The sequence below is a fragment of the Streptomyces sp. SID13666 genome, from assembly GCF_010548325.1.
Classification (GTDB): domain Bacteria; phylum Actinomycetota; class Actinomycetes; order Streptomycetales; family Streptomycetaceae; genus Actinacidiphila; species Actinacidiphila fildesensis.
The window spans coordinates 1-17,052 of sequence record NZ_JAAGLX010000082.1; the positions used below are offsets into that span (position 1 = coordinate 1).

General features: G+C 71.8%; 20 protein-coding genes. 11 read left to right on the top strand and 9 right to left on the bottom strand.

Annotation, left to right across the window (positions count from 1 at the left end):
• Window positions 1-329 precede the first annotated feature (329 nt).
• The 3 genes from G3I60_RS42445 to lnt all read left to right on the top strand — a co-directional run bounded on the left by G3I60_RS42445 (window position 330) and on the right by lnt (window position 3,586).
• A complete protein-coding gene (locus G3I60_RS42445) occupies window positions 330-1,247 on the top strand; it encodes a hypothetical protein (protein WP_138356874.1) in 918 nt (305 codons plus the stop codon).
• 87 nt (window positions 1,248-1,334) lie between these two features.
• Entirely contained in the window at window positions 1,335-1,934 is a 600-nt protein-coding gene (locus G3I60_RS42450) for a histidine phosphatase family protein (protein WP_164299514.1), read from the top strand.
• A gap of 131 nt (window positions 1,935-2,065) precedes the next feature.
• A complete protein-coding gene (gene lnt / locus G3I60_RS42455; RefSeq protein ID WP_164299516.1) occupies window positions 2,066-3,586 on the top strand; it encodes an apolipoprotein N-acyltransferase in 1,521 nt (506 codons plus the stop codon).
• Here lnt and G3I60_RS42460 read toward each other — a convergent pair.
• On the bottom strand, window positions 3,558-4,457 hold the full coding sequence (locus G3I60_RS42460; RefSeq protein WP_138356911.1) for a Gfo/Idh/MocA family protein: 900 nt from the start codon (window positions 4,455-4,457) through the stop codon (window positions 3,558-3,560). The genes lnt and G3I60_RS42460 overlap by 29 nt on opposite strands.
• Before the next feature lie 286 nt (window positions 4,458-4,743).
• On the opposite strand from G3I60_RS42460, the gene G3I60_RS42465 reads away from it, so the two are divergent.
• Window positions 4,744-5,118 (top strand): hypothetical protein, encoded by a 375-nt coding sequence (locus tag G3I60_RS42465; RefSeq protein WP_164299518.1) that lies wholly within the window; start codon window positions 4,744-4,746, stop codon window positions 5,116-5,118.
• Here G3I60_RS42465 and G3I60_RS42470 read toward each other — a convergent pair.
• The 6 genes from G3I60_RS42470 to G3I60_RS42495 form a co-directional block, all read right to left on the bottom strand.
• The gene (locus G3I60_RS42470) at window positions 5,106-5,600 is read right to left on the bottom strand and encodes a hypothetical protein (protein WP_138356870.1); all 495 of its coding nucleotides are present in this window, start codon (window positions 5,598-5,600) and stop codon (window positions 5,106-5,108) included. The genes G3I60_RS42465 and G3I60_RS42470 overlap by 13 nt on opposite strands.
• Before the next feature lie 77 nt (window positions 5,601-5,677).
• Window positions 5,678-6,355 carry a uracil-DNA glycosylase gene (gene ung / locus G3I60_RS42475; protein ID WP_138356910.1) on the bottom strand — a complete coding sequence of 226 codons (678 nt, stop codon included), beginning with the start codon at window positions 6,353-6,355 and terminating at the stop codon, window positions 5,678-5,680.
• A gap of 168 nt (window positions 6,356-6,523) precedes the next feature.
• Window positions 6,524-7,288, bottom strand: coding sequence for an SDR family oxidoreductase (locus tag G3I60_RS42480; protein ID WP_138356869.1), 765 nt, complete (start codon window positions 7,286-7,288; stop codon window positions 6,524-6,526).
• A gap of 23 nt (window positions 7,289-7,311) precedes the next feature.
• Window positions 7,312-8,073 (bottom strand): 3-oxoacyl-ACP reductase FabG, encoded by a 762-nt coding sequence (fabG, locus tag G3I60_RS42485; RefSeq protein ID WP_164299520.1) that lies wholly within the window; start codon window positions 8,071-8,073, stop codon window positions 7,312-7,314.
• A gap of 139 nt (window positions 8,074-8,212) precedes the next feature.
• Window positions 8,213-8,611: a DUF3037 domain-containing protein gene (locus tag G3I60_RS42490; protein ID WP_138356867.1), complete on the bottom strand. Its 399-nt coding sequence runs from the start codon at window positions 8,609-8,611 to the stop codon at window positions 8,213-8,215.
• Window positions 8,608-9,429 (bottom strand): HipA family kinase, encoded by an 822-nt coding sequence (locus G3I60_RS42495; protein ID WP_164299522.1) that lies wholly within the window; start codon window positions 9,427-9,429, stop codon window positions 8,608-8,610. The genes G3I60_RS42490 and G3I60_RS42495 overlap by 4 nt, the downstream gene beginning before the upstream one ends.
• A gap of 273 nt (window positions 9,430-9,702) precedes the next feature.
• Here G3I60_RS42495 and G3I60_RS42500 point away from each other — a divergent pair, with 273 nt between their 5' ends.
• Window positions 9,703-10,194, top strand: a complete 492-nt coding sequence (locus G3I60_RS42500; protein ID WP_138359617.1) for a Rieske (2Fe-2S) protein — start codon at window positions 9,703-9,705, stop codon at window positions 10,192-10,194.
• A gap of 83 nt (window positions 10,195-10,277) precedes the next feature.
• Here G3I60_RS42500 and G3I60_RS42505 read toward each other — a convergent pair whose 3' ends face one another.
• Window positions 10,278-10,931 carry an isochorismatase family cysteine hydrolase gene (locus G3I60_RS42505; RefSeq protein WP_164299524.1) on the bottom strand — a complete coding sequence of 218 codons (654 nt, stop codon included), beginning with the start codon at window positions 10,929-10,931 and terminating at the stop codon, window positions 10,278-10,280.
• 211 nt (window positions 10,932-11,142) lie between these two features.
• Here G3I60_RS42505 and G3I60_RS42510 point away from each other — a divergent pair, with 211 nt between their 5' ends.
• Window positions 11,143-11,607, top strand: coding sequence for a pyridoxamine 5'-phosphate oxidase family protein (locus tag G3I60_RS42510; protein WP_138359613.1), 465 nt, complete (start codon window positions 11,143-11,145; stop codon window positions 11,605-11,607).
• 103 nt (window positions 11,608-11,710) lie between these two features.
• Here G3I60_RS42510 and G3I60_RS42515 read toward each other — a convergent pair whose 3' ends face one another.
• Window positions 11,711-13,210, bottom strand: a complete 1,500-nt coding sequence (locus tag G3I60_RS42515; RefSeq protein WP_164297921.1) for an SDR family oxidoreductase — start codon at window positions 13,208-13,210, stop codon at window positions 11,711-11,713.
• A gap of 283 nt (window positions 13,211-13,493) precedes the next feature.
• Between G3I60_RS42515 and G3I60_RS42520 the strand changes: the two genes are divergently transcribed.
• The 5 genes from G3I60_RS42520 to G3I60_RS42540 all read left to right on the top strand — a co-directional run bounded on the left by G3I60_RS42520 (window position 13,494) and on the right by G3I60_RS42540 (window position 16,927).
• Complete coding sequence (locus tag G3I60_RS42520; RefSeq protein WP_138357362.1) at window positions 13,494-14,249, top strand: SDR family oxidoreductase; 756 nt, start codon at window positions 13,494-13,496, stop codon at window positions 14,247-14,249.
• A 96-nt stretch (window positions 14,250-14,345) separates the two neighbouring features.
• A complete protein-coding gene (locus G3I60_RS42525; protein ID WP_164297920.1) occupies window positions 14,346-15,254 on the top strand; it encodes an SDR family oxidoreductase in 909 nt (302 codons plus the stop codon).
• 78 nt (window positions 15,255-15,332) lie between these two features.
• Window positions 15,333-15,659, top strand: a complete 327-nt coding sequence (locus G3I60_RS42530) for a nuclear transport factor 2 family protein (RefSeq protein WP_138357364.1) — start codon at window positions 15,333-15,335, stop codon at window positions 15,657-15,659.
• A 55-nt stretch (window positions 15,660-15,714) separates the two neighbouring features.
• Complete coding sequence (locus G3I60_RS42535) at window positions 15,715-16,464, top strand: TetR/AcrR family transcriptional regulator (RefSeq protein ID WP_203675254.1); 750 nt, start codon at window positions 15,715-15,717, stop codon at window positions 16,462-16,464.
• 109 nt (window positions 16,465-16,573) lie between these two features.
• Entirely contained in the window at window positions 16,574-16,927 is a 354-nt protein-coding gene (locus G3I60_RS42540) for a YciI family protein (RefSeq protein ID WP_164297916.1), read from the top strand.
• Window positions 16,928-17,052: the final 125 nt, after the last annotated feature.

A 17,052-nucleotide genomic window follows, 5' to 3' on the forward strand; every position in this document is an offset into this window, starting at 1 on the left:
CGGACCGAGGCCGAGCGACGCGACGCATACCCCGCCTGGCTGCACACCTACAATCACCACCGCGGACACACCGCACTCAAAGGCCAACCACCCGCCAGCCGCGTCCCCAACCTCACGGGCCAGTACAACCGGCCGCTACCAGCCAATTCCGATGACAATACGATGTGACCGGTCGAGTGACGGCAGAAGATCGCGGAGCCGGAGTGTCGGCACGGCCTCCGGACACCCGGCGCCCGGTTTACGGAACTTTCGTCCCCGGCAGCGCGTCCGGTAGACCGGAGGAGACCATCTCCGCGGCAGGACACAGTGGTACGGGAACGGAGCTCTTGGTGTACATCGGCCTTCTGACAGCCGTCGCGGCATCGGCCTGCTACGGCACGGGGTCGGTCCTACAGGCCGTGGGATCACGTAAGTCGGCCCGACGCGAAGCGGCCGCCGCCTCCACCACCGGCACCACCGAGCACGGCGGCCCGAGCCTCTCCTCCACCGCCAAAGCCGCCGTGACCTGGGAATTCATGCTCGGCACGGTGCTGGACTTCATCGGCTTCGGGCTCGGGGCGCTGGCCGCCCGGCTGCTGCCGCTGTTCCTCTCCCAGACGGTGATCAGCGCCAACCTGGTGATCACCGCGGTGCTGAGCATCAGGATGCTCGGCATCCGGCTGAGCAGGCCCGAGTGGATCTCCATCGGCGTCGTCTGCTCCGCCCTGGTGCTGCTGGCCACGGCGGCGGGTCCCGAGGGCAGCGGTCACACCGCACGCGCCACCCACTGGTGGCTGCTCGTCGCCGCCGTGACGATCATCGGGGCCGGCAGCCTGCTGGTGCGACGCCTCGGCGCACGCGGCGCGATCCTGGCCGGTCTGCTGTCCGGGCTGGGCTTCGGCGCCCTGGGCGTCGGCGTGCGGGTGCTGGACGGCGTGGACCCGTTCGACCTCCCGACGCTGCTGGCGGACCCCGCCCTGTACGCGATCCTGGTCGCCGGCATCGGCGGCATGTACCTGCACACGGTGGCCCTGCAGATCGGTTCGATCAACGGCGCCACGGCCGCCCTGGTGGTCGGCGAGACCGTGGTCCCGGGCATCCTCGGGGTCCTCTGGCTCGGTGACACCTCCCGCGACGGCTTCGGCTGGGTGGCGATCGCCGGCTTCGTCCTGGCCGTGACGGGCGCGGTGGCCGTCGCCTGGTACGGGCAGCCGGAGAGCGCCGACGCCGCGGAACCGGCGGCCGAGCTCGCCCCCGCCGGAAGCTGACACGGCCGCGGAGGGGGTGCGCGGTCGCGCGCGGCCACTGGGCGTAGCGTCGCGGGGGTTGAGCACGAAAGAGAAGAGGGACCCGCCATGGGTGAACTGATCCTGGTCCGGCACGGCGAGACCGAGTGGAGCGCGTCGGGGCAGCACACCAGCTACACCGACCTCCCGCTCACTCCCCGGGGCGAGGAGCAGGCCCGCGGTCTGGCACCCCTGCTGGCGGAATTCCGCATCGCGCTCGTCCTGACCAGCCCGTTCGGACGCGCGGTGCACACGGCCGAGCTGGCGGGCCTCGGGCACACCACCGTGGATCCCGATATGCACGAGTGGGACTACGGCGGCTACGAGGGCATCACCACGAACGCCATCCACCGGACGCGGCCGGACTGGGACCTGTGGACCGACGGGGTACCCCCCGGTATCCCGGGACACCCCGGTGAGCTGCCGGCGGAGGTCGGCGCGCGCGCCGACCGGGTGCTCGCCCGGGTGGACGCCGCGTTCCGCGACCTCGGGGACGACGGGGACATCGTCCTGGTGGCCCACGCCCACTTCCTGCGGGTGCTGACCGCCCGCCGGCTGGGACTCCCGCCGGCGGACGGCGCCCTGTTCCAGCTGGCCACCGGGACCGTCAGCCGGATCGGCACCGAGCACGGCCGTCCGGTCCTCGTGTCCTGGAACCGCATGCCCTGAGCCGCACCGGGCAGCCGCATCGTGCGGGCCGGACGATTCGGGGACACGCCGGGTCACCCGGAATGTCGCCCTCTGTGCACGAGGCGTCCGCACCCCCGACACTGAGGCGAAACACTCACTAGGGAGCGGGTATGACGGTGACAGCCGACCGGCAGGTATCCCGCCTCACCTCGCCCTGGACGCGCGGCCTCGCCGCGGCCGCTGCGGGCGCGCTGCCGGCGCTGGCCTTCCCCGCGATGTCGCTGTGGTGGCTGGCCTACGTGGCGCTGGTGCCGTGGATCCTGCTCGCGCGCTCCGCGCCGACGGGCCGCCGCGCCGCGCTCGACGGCTGGCTGGGCGGGGCCGGCTTCATGCTGGCCGTGCACCACTGGCTGTTCCCGAGCCTCAACGTCTTCATCGTCGTGCTGGCCCTGCTGCTGGGGACCCTGTGGGCGCCGTGGGGCTGGCTGCTGCGGCGGACGCTGGGCGGGCATCCCGGACCGCGGCGGGTGGCCGCCGCCCTGGTGCTGGCGCCGTGCGGATGGCTGATGGTCGAGCTGGTGCGCTCCTGGCAGTACCTGGGCGGACCGTGGGGGCTGCTGGGGGCCAGCCAGTGGCAGGTCGCCCCCGCGCTGCGGCTGGCGTCGGTCGGCGGGGTCTGGCTGATCAGCGCGCTGGTCGTGACGGTGAACACGGCGGTGGCGGCGCTCATCGCGGCGCCCTCCGTCCGCGCCCCGGCCGGCGCCGCGCTGGCCGCGGTGGCGGTCGGCACGACCGCCGTGTGGCTGGGCGCGCCGGTGCCCGACCGGACCGGGACGGTACGGATCGCGGTGGTGCAGCCGGGCGTGATCGAGGGGGCGGAGGCCCGGTTCGACCGCGAGGAGCAGCTGACCCGCACACTGGCCGGGCAGCGGGTGGACCTGGTGGTGTGGGGCGAGAGCAGCGTCGGCTTCGACCTGTCGTCCCGGCCGGACCTCGCCGACCGGCTCGCCGCGCTCGCCCGGGAGGCCGACGCGGACGTCCTGGTGAACGTGGACGCCCAGCGGGCGGACGGGCGCGGGATCTCCAAGACGTCGGTGCTGGTGGGAGCAGACGGCATCACCGGCCCGAGCTACGACAAAATGCGTCTGGTGCCGTTCGGCGAGTACATCCCGTTCCGCTCGGTGCTGGGCTGGGCCACGTCGGTCGGCAAGGCGGCCGGCGAGGACCGCAGGCGCGGCGACCGCCAGGTGGTCATGACCGCGGGGAACCTGCGCTTCGGGCCGCTGGTGTGCTTCGAGTCCGCCTTCCCCGACATGAGCCGGAAGCTGGCCGACGACGGGGCGCAGCTGCTGGTGGCGCAGTCGTCCACCTCGTCGTTCCAGGGCAGTTGGGCGCCGCCCCAGCACGCCTCGCTGGCCGCGCTGCGGGCCGCGGAGACCTGGCGTCCGATGGTGCACGCCACCCTGACCGGGGTGAGCGCGGTCTACGACGGTCAGGGGCGCCAGGTGGGCTCGTGGCTGGGCACCAGCGCGAGCACGGCGGCGGTCTACCAGGTGCCGCTGTCGGAGGGCCGCAGCCCGTACGTCCGGTTCGGCGACTGGGTGCCGCACCTCGCGCTGCTGGTCGTCCTGCTGGCCGCGGGGTACGAGGTCTCGCTGCGGGTCAGGCGGACTGCTCGCGAATCGCGGTGACGATCCGCTCGCACAGCTCATGGGTGCGCAGCGCATCCTGGGCATCGAGCAGCTTGCCGCTGCGCACCGCGTCCAGGAAGACCAGGATGATCTGCTCGATGCCGCGCTGGCGGGCGACCGGAACCCAGTCGCCGCGGCGGCGCAGGGTCGGCTGGCCCTTGTGGTCGATGACGTCGGCGAGGTTGACGACCTGGCGCTTGGTGTCGTCGCCGCTCACCTCGAGGATCTCCTCGGTGGAGCCGCTCATCCGGTTCATCGTGCCGATGGCGGTGAACCCGTCACCGGACAGCTGCAGGACGACATGGTGCAGCAGACCGTCGCGGACCTTGGCGCGGACATCGGTGTGCTCGATGGGCCCGGGCGCGAGATAGCGCAGCGTGTCGACGACATGGATGAAGTCGTCGAACACCACGGAGCGGGGCTCCTCGGCGAGCCCGACCCGGTTCTTCTGCATCAGGATCAGATCGCGCGGGTGGTCCGCGCACTGGGTGTAGCCCGGCGCGTAGCGGCGGTTGAAGCCTGCCATCAGGCTGACGCGGCGCTGCTCGGCGAGGTTCACCAGGTGCCGCGCCCCGTCGAGGTCGGGCGCGAACGGCTTGTCGACGTAGGCCGGGACGCCGGCTTCGATCAGTGCCTCGGTGATCTCGACGTGCCGGTCGGTGGGCGCGTGCACGAAGGCGGCGTCGAGCCCCTGCCCGATCAGCGCCTCCAGGCTGGTGTGCCGGTGCGGCAGCCGCAGGGCGTCACCGACCCGGTCCAGGGTGGCGGGGGTACGGGTGTGCAGATGCACTTCGATCCCCGGCTGGGCGGCGAGCACCGGCAGATATGCCTTCTGGGCGATGTCACCGAGGCCGATCACCCCGATTTTCAGGGGGGCGTTGCCGGATCCCATGTGCCTCTCCCGTTCTGCCGCTACCGCTTCGACCGCGCCCGCCGCCGCTGCCGCGCGCGTCTCCGCCCACGTCGCCGTGGCAACAGGTCTGATGTGTTCTGGCAGCATACGGGGCCTGCCGGAGCCGTCCTCCGGCGGTGTCACTCCGCGTCACTCCTGCGGGGAATACCCAACGGTGCCGCCGACCGGCAGAGTTGTCCGAATGCGTCATTTAGCAGCAGTAGTGCTCATTGCGGCGGCCTCGGCCGTCACCGGGTGTACGACGGTGCCCTCGCAGCCCGCCCCCGGCCCCTCGTCGGCGCCGGCGCTGCCCGTCCTCCCGCTCCCCCAGGACCGGACGGTCGTCCGGCAGCCCGACCAGCAGTCGCTCGCGACCGTTCCGGTGGAACCGGAGCCCGGTCCGCGGACCTCCGCCGCGGCCCCAGCACCGCCGCGGCACGTGCGGCGCCATCACCGGGCGCGTACCCCGGTGGCGCCCGCCGAACGGGATCCGGTGCCCGCCGCCAAGGCCGCTCCGCACCCCCGCCCGGCGGCGTCACTGCCCGGCGGGGCGGGGGTCTGCGCGCTGGGCGAGACCTACGGCGGCTGGGCCAAGGACAGCGACGCGGCGCGGATCTGCCACGAGTCCTACGGACGGTGACCGGAGCCGTCCAGCCTCAGCTCCATCCGTCCGATCGCGGCCCGCAGGCCGTCGCCGTAGTCGTCGTCACCGAGCGCGCCAGCGGCGCTCCTCGCCCGGACGAGGTGGTTGCGCGCCAGCTCCCGCTCGCCGACCTTCAGGTAGTCGGCGGCAAGGTTCAGGTGCAGTGACGGATAGAAGCCCCGCACGGCGAGCGACTCATGGTGCCGGCCGGTGCGTTCGTCGGAGAGACCGTCGGCAGCCCGCAGGGCTCTGAGGTCCCACTCCAGTTCGTCCTCGGGATCGTCCTGGGTGTCGGCCATGAAGTGCGCCAGCGTGCAGCGGTGGAGGGGATCGCCGTCCTCGCCGATCTCCTCCCACAGACGGCCGAACCGGGTCCTGGCCTCTTCACGGTCGCCGCCGTGCAGCAGCATCATGACCTGGCCGATCCGCGTCATGACCGTGTCCTGGCCGACACCCCAGCTCTGTTCCTGATCCGTCACTGCCGCCTCCTGCGCCCCGCGGGCGTCCCGTTCCCGCTGATCCTGCTGACGCTAGCCGCAGGGTCCGGAAAACCCGGTCAGGCGCGGACACCGAGGTCGGGCACCCGCCAGTCGATCGGGTCATGGCCCTGGGCCTTGACGGCATCGTCGATCTGCGTGAAGGGGCGGCTGCCGAGGAAGAGCTTCGCGGACAGCGGTGAGGGGTGCGCGCCCTGGATCACCGTGTGCCGCTCCGTGTCGATCAGCGGGAGCTTCTTCTTGGCGTAGTTCCCCCACAGCACGAACACCGCCGGGTCCGAGCGGTCGGAGACGGCCTTGATCACAGCGTCGGTGACCTTCTCCCAGCCCTTGCTCTTGTGCGAGTTCGCCTCGCCCTCCCGCACCGTCAGCACCGCGTTGAGCAGCAGGACGCCCTGCTCGGCCCACGGCATCAAGTAGCCGTTGTCCGGCACCGGGTGGCCGAGCTCCTCCTTCATCTCCTTGAAGATGTTGCGCAGCGACGGCGGGGTCCTGACGCCAGGGCGCACCGAGAAGCACAGCCCGTGCCCCTGTCCCTCACCGTGGTACGGGTCCTGTCCGAGGATCAGCACCTTCACCCGGTCGAAAGGCGTGGCCTCCAGAGCCGCGAAGACCTCGTCCCGGGGCGGGAAGATCTTGTGCGTGGCCCGCTCGGTCTCCACGAACTCGGTGAGCTGCTGGAAGTACGGCTTGTCCAACTCCTCGCCGAGGACGTCCTGCCAGGAGTCGGGCAGCATGCTGGGCACGTCAGGAACCTCCGGTACACGATCCGTTGCTGGTACTCAGAACGTACCGGGAGGCACTGACAACGCGCTCCGCGGGTGCGTACGCGACGCCCGGCGGCACACGGGGAAACAGCTGGGCCGGGCCCGGGCCGAAGCCCGGACCCGGCCCGGACAGCGGACTCAGGCGACGCCCGCGTGCAGGAACAACCCGCCGTCGACGACGAGGGTCTGGCCGGTGATCCACCCGGCCTGCTCGGAGAGCAGGAAGGCGGCGGCGCCGCCGATGTCCTCCGGGACGCCCAGCCGCTTGAGCGGGTAGCCCGCGGCGGCCTCCTCCTCGCGGCCCTCGTACAGCGCCGCGGCGAACTTCGTCTTGACCACCGCCGGGGCGATGGCGTTCACCCGCACGCCCGGCGCCATTTCGGCGGCGAGCTGGATCGTCAGGTTGACCATGGCGGCCTTGCTGATGCCGTAGGCGCCGATGAAGGGCGACGGGGCGAGACCGGCGACCGAGGCGATGTTGACGATCGCCCCGCCGTTCTCCTTCTGCCAGGCCTTCCAGGTCTGCTGCGCGAAGCCGAGCGCCGAGATCACATTGGTCTCGAAGACCTTGCGCGCGACGTTCAGGTCGAGTTCGGCGATCGGGCCGAAGACCGGGTTGGTGCCGGCGTTGTTCGCCAGGAAGTCGACGCGGCCGAACGCCTCCATGGTGCGTTCGACGGCGACGGCCTGGTGAGCCTCGTCGTGCGCCTTGCCGGCCACGCCGATCACCCGGTCGGCGCCGAGCTTCTCGACGGCCTCCTTGAGCGCGTCCTCGTTCCGGCCGGTGATGCAGACGCGGTCGCCACGGGCCACCAGGGCCTCGGCGATGCCGTAGCCGATGCCGCGGCTGGCGCCGGTGACGAGCGCGACCTTGCCGCTGTCGGTGGGAATCTCACGTGTCATGGTGCTCAGATCTCCGATGCGCGTCAGTTGAGCGGGCCGCCGGCCACGTACAGGACCTGGCCGGAGACGAAGCCGGCCTGCTCACCGGTGAAGAAGGCGATCGCGTTGGCGATGTCGTCCGGGTTGCCGACCCGCTGGACGGGGATCTGGGTCGCGGCGGCGGCCTGGAACTCCTCGAAGCCCATACCGATCCGGGCGGCCGTGGCGGCGGTCATGTCGGTGACGATGAAGCCGGGCGCCACGGCGTTGGCGGTGACGCCGAACTTGCCGAGCTCGAAGGCCAGCGTCTTGGTGAAGCCCTGCAGACCCGCCTTGGCGGCCGAGTAGTTGACCTGGCCGCGGTTGCCGAGCGCGGAGCTCGACGACAGGTTGACGATCCGGCCGAACTTGGCCGCCACCATGTGCTTCTGCACCGCGCGGGACATCAGGAAGGCGCCCCGGAGGTGCACGTTCATGACGGTGTCCCAGTCGGTGGCGCTCATCTTGAACAGCAGGTTGTCGCGGAGCACACCCGCGTTGTTCACCAGGATGGTCGGCGCGCCCAGCTCCTCCGCGACCCGGGCCACCGCCGCCTCGACCTGCGCCTCGTCCGATACGTCACAGCCGACCGCGAGCGCCCTGCCGCCGTCCGCCGTGATCTGCTCGACGGTCTCCTTGCAGGCACCCTCGTCGAGGTCGAGTACGGCGACGGCGCGGCCCTCGGCCGCCAGCCGCTTGGCGGTGGCGGCGCCGATGCCGCGCGCGGCCCCGGTCACGATCGCGACGCGCTGCTCGGTCGTGGACATGCAGTCTCCTTGCCCTCAGATACGGCGCCGCGCGGAATCCCGCACGGACTCCGCACATGAGCAACCGCTTAGTAGGTTAGTTGTCGAAACCGTAGGAGCCCTGTGACCCGCTGTCAACGGAACCCCTCGCGAGTGTGTTTCAGCGCACCAGGAGACCGAGCAGCCGGTCCACCTCGGCCTCCGGGTCCGCGGTCAGCCCGGTGTGGATCGGACCCGGCTGCACCACCGTGCTGCGCGGCGCCGTGAGCCAGCGGAAACGCCGTCCCGGGTCGTCGCCGGCCGCCTGCCCGGCCCGTTCCCCGCCCTCGCACACACCCTCGTACCCGCGCAGCGCGGCGCGCACCCCTTCGACGTCCACCCGCTCGTCCAGACAGCGCAGCCGCGCCTCGTCCAGATGGATCCGCGCGCCGACGAACGACCGCGCGCGGCAGTAGACCAGCACCCCCGCGTTGATCATCTCGCCGCGCTCGATCCGCGGGACGACGCGCACCAGCGCGTACTCGAACACATCCCGGCCACTGCCCCGGTACCCGCTCACTTCGCGGCCTTCCCGTCCACCCAGGTGCGCAGCCAGTCCGGCGCGTCCTGCTTCGGCTTCTGCCCCGCCACGAGGACGATCCGCTCGTGCACGGAACCCGCGCGAGCGAGCAGCACCCGCTCGTACGCCCTGCGCACCTCGTCGGGACCGTCGAAACCGGGCTCCCCGTCCAGCCACTCGTCGGGCACCAGCGCGGTGACCTCGCGCAGCAGCTCCTCGGTGACCTTGGGCGCGAGCTCGGCCGCGGCGGCGGCCGGGTCGGGCGAGAACCGGGACAGCGCGTGGTCGGCGGCGTCGAAGGGCTTCGCCGACGCCTGCTCGGCCGTCTTCCAGTTGTGGTGCCAGATCAGTGAGGCGCCGTGGTCGATGAGCCAGAGGTCCTTGTGCCAGATCAGCAGATTGGGATTGCGCCAGGACCGGTCCACATTGCCGATCAGGGCGTCGAACCAGACGATGCGGCCGGCCTCGGCCGGCTCGATCTCGAAGACCAGCGGATCGAACCCGAGCGAGCCCGGCAGGAAGTCCATCCCCAGATTGAGGCCACCGCTGGACTTGAGCAGATCCTGGATCTCGGCGTCGGGCTCGCCGAGCCCGATCACCGGGTCGAACTGGAACCGGACGAGTTCGGGGACGCGCAGTCCCAGCCGGCGGGCCAGCTCGCCCGCCACGATCTCGGCGACCAGCGCCTTGCGGCCCTGCGCGGCGCCGGTGAACTTCACGACGTACGTGCCGAGGTCGTCGGCCTCGACCACCCCCGGCACCGAGCCGCCCTCGCGCAAGGGCGTCACGTAACGGATCCCTGTTACCTCTGTGAGCATCGCACCAGGCTACTTGCGCGGCGCCGGGCAACGGCGACGCGGAGCGGGGGCGAGAGCGAGGAGGGGGTGGGGACGGGAACGGGGGTGGGGACCAGTGGCGGGGAGCGGTGGCGGGGCCGGTGATCGAGCAGGCGCTGGGCCATCCGCCGGAATTCTTCGGGCGGCTTTGAACGCGCCGGAGGATCTCTGCGTATGACCGGGCGGGCACGGCATCACGCCCACCGGGCGACCGCTCCCGCGCCACCCGGCTCCTCTACCGACAGGAAGTGCCACATGACCGACACCTCCGGTATTCCCGCGGCTCCGACCCGCCGCACGATGGTCGCCGCAGCGGGCGGCGTGGGTCTCATGGCCGCTCTGACCGCGTGCGGCGGATCGGATACGAAGGCCAGTGACACCCCGGCCACCACCCCGGCCCAGCCTTCGGCCCCGGCCGACTCCTCGGCACCGGCCGCCACCACCCCGGGCGGGGACGGCGGCGACGCGCTGGCCAAGACCGCGGACATCCCGGTGGGCGGCGGAAAGATCTTCGCGGACCAGAAGGTCGTCGTCACCCAGCCGACCGCCGGAAACTTCAAGGCGTTCTCCGCGGTCTGCACGCACCAGGGCTGTGCGGTCAGCGACGTCGCGGACGGCACCATCAACTGCCCCTGCCACGGCAGCAAGTTCAACATCGCGGACGGCAGCGTCGCCAACGGTCCGGCGACCAAGCCGCTGGCCGCCGCCAAGGTCACCGTCGCGGGTGGCTCGTTGCAGCTGGGCTGACTCGTCGCAGCTGGGCTGACTCGTCGCAGCTGGGCTGACGAGCGCCATCGGGGCCGCGTCGGAGTAGCCGGGGCCGTTGGCGGCTACGGCTTTCCGGCGCGCTGCCCCTGGCGCTTCCAGCAGGCCAGGATGTCGTCCGTCGTGCTGACCGTGGAGACGAGCGCGAGGGTGTGCCGGACGACGGCCTCGGTGTACTCGCGGGGCACCCCCGCGATGCCGTCGGCGGGCACCACCACCTGGTACCCCAGGTTGACGGCGTCGAAGACGGCATTGGGGATCGCGATGTTCGCGGAGACCCCGGTGACGATCAGCGTGCGGCAGCCCAGGTTGCGCAGCAGCGCGTCCACATCGGTCCCGGCGATCGGTGACAGCCCGTGCAGCCGCCGCACGACCAGGTCGCCCTCGGCGAGCGGGATCCCTTCGGCGAGCCGCACGGCGGGCGTGCCCGTCAGCTGCTGCACGGGCAGCCGCCCGGCGGCACGGAACAGCCGCGCGTTGTGGTTGGCGCCGAGCCCGTCCGGGCGGCGTTCGGCGATGGCGTGCAGGACGGCGGCGCCCACCTCGTGGGCGCCGCCGACCAGCCGTGCCACGTTGCCCAGTGCCCCGGAGTCCCGCGCCTCGGCGGCGAGCTCCGGCAGCGCGCTGTCCGGCCCGACGACGCCGCGCTGGCACTCCACGGTCAGTACGGCGGTGACCGCCGGGTCCAGCAGCTCCACCAGCCGGTCGCTCGGCGCCATGACTGCCCCCTCGTACGACGGACCTCAACGGACCGCAACGGGCCACAAGGGACCCGCAACGGATGACGACGGAGCGACCGTAGCTGACGAACCGTCAGCCAGGAAGGGATGCGGCGCGCGAGGGAGCCCGCCGGCCACCAGCACTGGACGGCCGCGCCGCCGTCCTCCATTATTTCTGACACACAGTCAGATAAATGGAGGTGCTCGACTCATGGCCGTCATTCAGCGGCGGGGCCGCAGAATCATGATGACCCCGCACGAGGTCGACGCCTTCCTCGCGGAGCAGCGCACCTGTCGCGTGGCGACCGTCTCCAAGGACGGCCGTCCGCACGTCGGCGCCCTGTGGTTCGCCTGGGACGGCGAATCGCTGTGGCTCTACTCCATCGTCCGCAGCCAGCGCTGGACCGACCTGCTGCGCGATCCGCGCGTCTCGGTCGTGATCGACGACGGCGTGGAGTACGGGGAACTGCGCGGTATCGAGCTCTCCGGAACCGTCGAGTTCATCGGCGAGGCGCCCCGTACCGGCGAGCCCGTCCCCGAGCTGGACGCCCCCGAGCGGCTGTTCTCGGCCAAGAACTTCGGGCTCGACACCATGCCGCACGACGGCCGCCACGCCTGGCTCCGGCTCACCCCGGAACGGATGGCCTCCTGGGACTTCAGCAAGATTCCGCAGTAGGCAGCCGGGCGGGTCCGGGGCGGCGGCGCGGGCGGGTTTGGGCGGCGGCGCGGGCGGGTTGGGGCGGCGGCGCGGGCGGGTTGGGGCTGCGGCGCGGGCGGCGTCACTTGCTCCCCCGCCCCCGCGCCGCCGCCTCGGAGATGTTGCGGGCCATGCCGCCGAAGACCACCGCGTGGAACGGCGCCACGCTCCACCAGTAGAGCTGACCGGCCAGACCGTGCGGATGGAACAGCGCACGCTGGCGGAGGAGCGTGGCGCCCGCGTCGTCCTGGTCGACCGACAGTTCCAGCCAGGCCAGGCCGGGCAGCCGCATCTCGGCGCGCAGCCGCAACAGACGGCCCGGTTCGATCGCCTCGACCCGCCAGAAGTCCAGCGAGTCCCCGACCCGCAGTCGCGCGGTGTCGCGGCGGCCCCGGCGCAGCCCGACGCCGCCGGCCAGCCGGTCCAGCCAACCCCGTACCGCCCAGGCTAGCGGGAACGAGTACCAGCCGTTCTCGCCGCCGATGCCCTCGATCACCCGCCACAGCGCGTCCGGCGGGGCGTCCACCGTGCGTTCGCGCCGGTCGGTGTACAGACTGCCGCCGGCCCAGTCCGGGTCCGTGGGCAGCGGGTCGCTGGGGGCTCCGGGCACCGCGGCGGACGACCAGCGGGTCGGGACGTCGGCGTCCCGCAGCCGTTTGAGGGCCAGGCGCACCGAGTCGTCGAAGCCGGTCCGCCCGGTGGGCGGGTCGGGCACGTAGCGCGCCAGGTCGTTCTCCGTACAGACCACTTCGTGCCGCAGTGACTCGGTGAGCGGGCGGGCGATGGAGCGCGGCACGGGGGTGACGAGGCCGATCCAGTGGCTGGACAGGCCCGGCGTCAGGACCGGTACGGGGAGGATCAACCGCCGTGGCAGGCCGGCGACGGCCGCGTACCGCTGCATCATGCCCCGGTAGGTGACGACGTCCGGGCCGCCGATGTCGAAGGTCCGGCTGACATCGGGCGGCAGGGTGGCGGCGCCGACGAGGCAGTGCAGCACGTCGCGGACGGCGATCGGCTGGATGCGGGTCCTGACCCAGCTCGGGGTGACCATCAGCGGCAGTCGTTCGGTGAGATAGCGCAGCATCTCGAAGGAGGCCGAACCGGAGCCGATGATCACCGCGGCCCGCAGGACGGCGGTGGGCACCCCCGAGCCGAGCAGGATGTGCCCGACCTCGGCGCGGGACCGCAGATGCGCGGAGAGCTCCGACTCCGGGACCCCGTTCGGCGTCAGCCCGCCCAGATAGACGATGCGCCGCACTCCGGCGGCGCGGGCCTGCTCGGCGAAGAGCCGGGCGGCCCGGCGGTCGGTCTCCTCGAAGCCACGTCCGGTGCCCAGCGCGTGCACCAGGTAGTACGCGGTGTGCACGCCCTCGAACGCGGAGCGCAGCGAGTCCGCGTCGGTCACATCGCCCCGAACCGTCTCGACCCGATCGGCCCAGGGGTGGTCACGGAGCTTCTCCGGCGTGCGGGCGAGGCAGCGTACGGCGTACCCGGCGTCGAGCAGCTCGGGCACGAGCCGGCCGCCGATGTATCCGGTGGCTCCGGTGACCAGGCAGCGGCGGGTGCTTTCGTCTTCGGGCATACGGGGATGCCTACCCGGCCTTCGTCGGCAATCACAGCAGGTGGGCGGCGGGGTGCTTTCCCGACGGCCTTCACGGCGCCTTTCACGGCGGCTTTCACGGCGGATTCGTGACGGCTTCCGCGACGGCTTCCGCGGACCGGTGCTGAAGGCCGGGTTCGCAGGGTTCTCCGGGCGCGGCGTAACAGCGCTACGTTTGAGGGTAGCGTCGATACCTCCTTGGTGTTAGCGTTGCTGTCGTCGGGTAGCGAAGGACGCCGCCCCAGCCGAATCAGGGAGCAACGCCATGAGCGCGCAGACCACCACCTCCAAGTCTTCGAACCGGGTCGCGATCGTCACCGGCGGCTCCCGCGGCATCGGCCGGCAGAGCGCCGAGCGACTGGCCGCCGACGGATTCGCAGTCGTCGTCAACTACGCCGGGAACCAGGCCGAGGCCGACGCGACGGTGTCGGCCATCACCGCCACCGGAGGGCGGGCGGTCGCCTTCCGCGCCGACGTCGCCGACGAGGTCTCGGTCTCGGCCCTCTTCGACACCGCCGAGAGGACCTTCGGCGGAGTCGACGTCGTCGTGCACGCGGCGGGTGTCATGACGCTGGCACCGCTGGTCGACACGGATCTGGACGCCCTGGACCGTATGCACCGCACGAACATCCGCGGCACCTTCGTCGTCGACCAGCAGGCCGCCCGCCGGCTGCGCGGCGGCGGGGCGATCATCAACTTCTCCAGCTCCGTGGTGGGACTGGCCATCCCCGGCTACACCGCCTACGCCGCCACCAAGGGCGCCGTCGAGGCGATGACCCTGATCCTCGCCCGGGAGCTGCGCGGCCGGGACATCACCGTCAACGCCGTGGCCCCCGGACCGACCGCCACCGCGCTGTTCCTGGACGGCAAGGACGAGGAGACCATCGCGCGGATGGCCGCCCAGGCGCCGCTGGAGCGCCTCGGCACCCCGCAGGACATCGCCGAGGTCGTCTCCTTCCTCGCCGGACCCGCCCGCTGGGTGAACGGCCAGGTCGTCCGCGCCAACGGCGGCATCGTCTGACCGGCGCCCCGGCCTTCCCTTCCGCGTTCTTCCTCCGCCCCTTCCGCGTTTCTCATCCGCTGTTCGCGCTCGACCGACCCACCGAGGAGTTCTGCCATGGGCAGCACCATCGTCATCACAGGAGCCGGTTCCGGTTTCGGAGCCCTGGCCGCACGGGCGCTGGCCCGCTCGGGCCACACCGTCTACGCCGCCATGCGCAACACCACGGGCCGCAACGCCGGCCGGGTCGCCGAGGCCCGGCAGTACGCAGCCGAGCACCACGTGGACCTGCGCACCGTCGAACTCGACGTCCTCTCCCAGGAGTCCGCCGACGCGGCCGTCGCCACGATCCTGGCCGAGGCGGGCACTCTGGACGTCGTCATCCACAACGCCAGCCATATGGTCACCGGCCCCACCGAGGCGTTCACCCCCGAAGAGCTCACCGCCGTCTACGACACCAACGTGCTCGGCACCCAGCGGGTCAACCGCGCCGCCCTCCCCCATCTGCGGGCGCAGCGGCACGGCCTCGTCCTGTGGATCGGCTCCACCAGCACCCGCGGCGGCACCCCGCCGTACCTCGCCCCGTACTTCGCCGCCAAGGCCGCCATGGACTCGCTCGCCGTCAGCTACGCCGCCGAACTGGCCCGCTTCGACATCGAGACCTCCATCGTCGTCCCCGGCTCCTTCACCTCGGGCACCAACCACTTCGCCACGGGCGGGCACCCGGCCCAGCAGGACATCGTCGACGCCTACGAGGAGCACTACGCCGGCCTCATGGACCAGGTCTCCCGGCGACTCGCCGACCTGGCCCCGGCCGATGCCGACGTCTCCCAGGTCGCGGACGCCATCGTCGACGTCGTCAACGCGCCGCACGGCACGCGGCCGTTCCGCGTCCACATAGACCCCGCGGGCGACGGCGCCGAAGAGGTCAGCGATGTCGCCGACCGCATCCGCGCCGAATTCCTCGCCCGGATCGGCCTCGGCGACCTCCTCCACCCGCACACCGACCCGCACACCGCCGAGTAGCACCCCGGCGCGAGCGCGGAGACCATGAGACCGTCCCCGCTCCGCCCCGACCGGCCCGTATCGGACAAGGAGAACACCATGACCACGACCGAACTGCACCCCGCCGTCCAGCGCGCGGTGGACGCCGCCAACGCCGGTGTCACCGACGATTTCCTCGACAGCTTCACCGCGGACGGCGCGGTCGACGACTGGGGCCGCGTCTTCGCCGGACGCGAGGCCATCCGGGGGTGGAGCGACAAGGAGTTCATCGGGGTGGACGTCAGCCTGGACGTCACAGCGGTGCGGCGGTCGGGCGACACCGAGACCGTCAGCGCGACGGTGGGCGGGAACGGCTTCAACGGTCCCTCCGACTTCGCGTTCACGGTGGCCGGCGACCGGATCTCCCTGATGCGGATCACCGGATGACGACCGGCCTGCCGCGGCGCGGAAAGGCCGCCACCGCACGTAGCACCGCTACGCCATGCTTGATAGCGTTCCCTTTGTGAGTACCCGAGCGCGCATCCTGGAAGTGGCGGCCGACCTGGTCGCGGAGTCTCCGGACGGGGACGTGTCCACGCGGGCGGTGTGCGAGGCCGCGCAGGTGGGCGCCCCGGCGCTCTACCGGTACTTCGGGGACAAGGAAGGGCTGCTGTCGGCCGTCGTCGACCACGGCTTCGACAAGTACCTGGCGACGAAGCGGCGGCACCGCGCCGGTGCCGACCCCATCGAGGATCTGCGCAACGGCTGGGACACCCATGTGGAGTTCGCCCTGCAGAACCCGAACCTGTACCGGCTGATGAACTCCCCCGCGATGCGCACCACTCCGGCTGCGGCGCTGGAGTCCCATCAGATCCTCACCCGGGACCTGGAGCGGGCGGCGGCACTGGGCAAACTGCGGCTCGCCCCCGAGCTGGCCGCCCAGATAGTGATGTCGGCCAACGTCGGCGTGGCCCTGATGCTCGTCGCCCGGCCCGCGACCTTCACCGATCCGAGCACATCGCATCGCGTCCGTGACGCCGTGCACGCCTCCGTCTTCACCCCGGACGTGTTCGGCGCCCGGGCCGCCCCGGACGGCTCCGCCGACGGCCAGGACGACGCGCGGCTGCAGTCGACCGCGAGCCGGTTGAACGCGCTGTTGCGCCAGTCGCCCGACCAGGCACTCAGCGTCGCCGAGACGGTCCTGCTGACCGAATGGCTGGACCGGCTGTCGAACACTCCCCAGCACCGGTAGTCGCAGAAATCCGCAGGTGTTCTCGCCGCGGTGTCGATCCGGGCCCGGGCCGTTCGTATAGGGAGTGAGAAGCCGGCACGAGGCCGGCGGAACGACCTAGGAGGACACCATGCCGCAGTACCTGCTCAGCGTGATGCAGCCCGAAGGGGAGCCGCCCGCCCCCGAGGTCCTGCAGGCGATCATGCGGAACGTGGACGCTCTGCACGAGGAGCTGAAGGCCGCCGGAGCGTGGGTCTTCTCCGGTGGTCTGCACGCCCCGAGCACCGCCACCGTCGTCCGTCTCCAGGACGGTGAGGTACTCACCACCGATGGCCCGTACCTCGAGGGCAAGGAGTATCTCGGCGGCCTGTCCATCATCGAGGCGCCCGATCTGGACGCCGCGCTGGACTGGGGCCGCAAGAGCGCCCGGGCGACCACCCTCCCGATCGAGGTACGCCCCTTCTACTGGGAAGCCACCGGCTGATGCCTAATGGGCCGTATCGGGTCGTAGAGACTTGATGTTGTAGCCGCCAGCAGGTGAGCACTTCCGATGCCGGAGCCGTTCGAGTTCTGTGGTCAGACCGTGCCCCTGCTGGTCGGCCGGGAGGC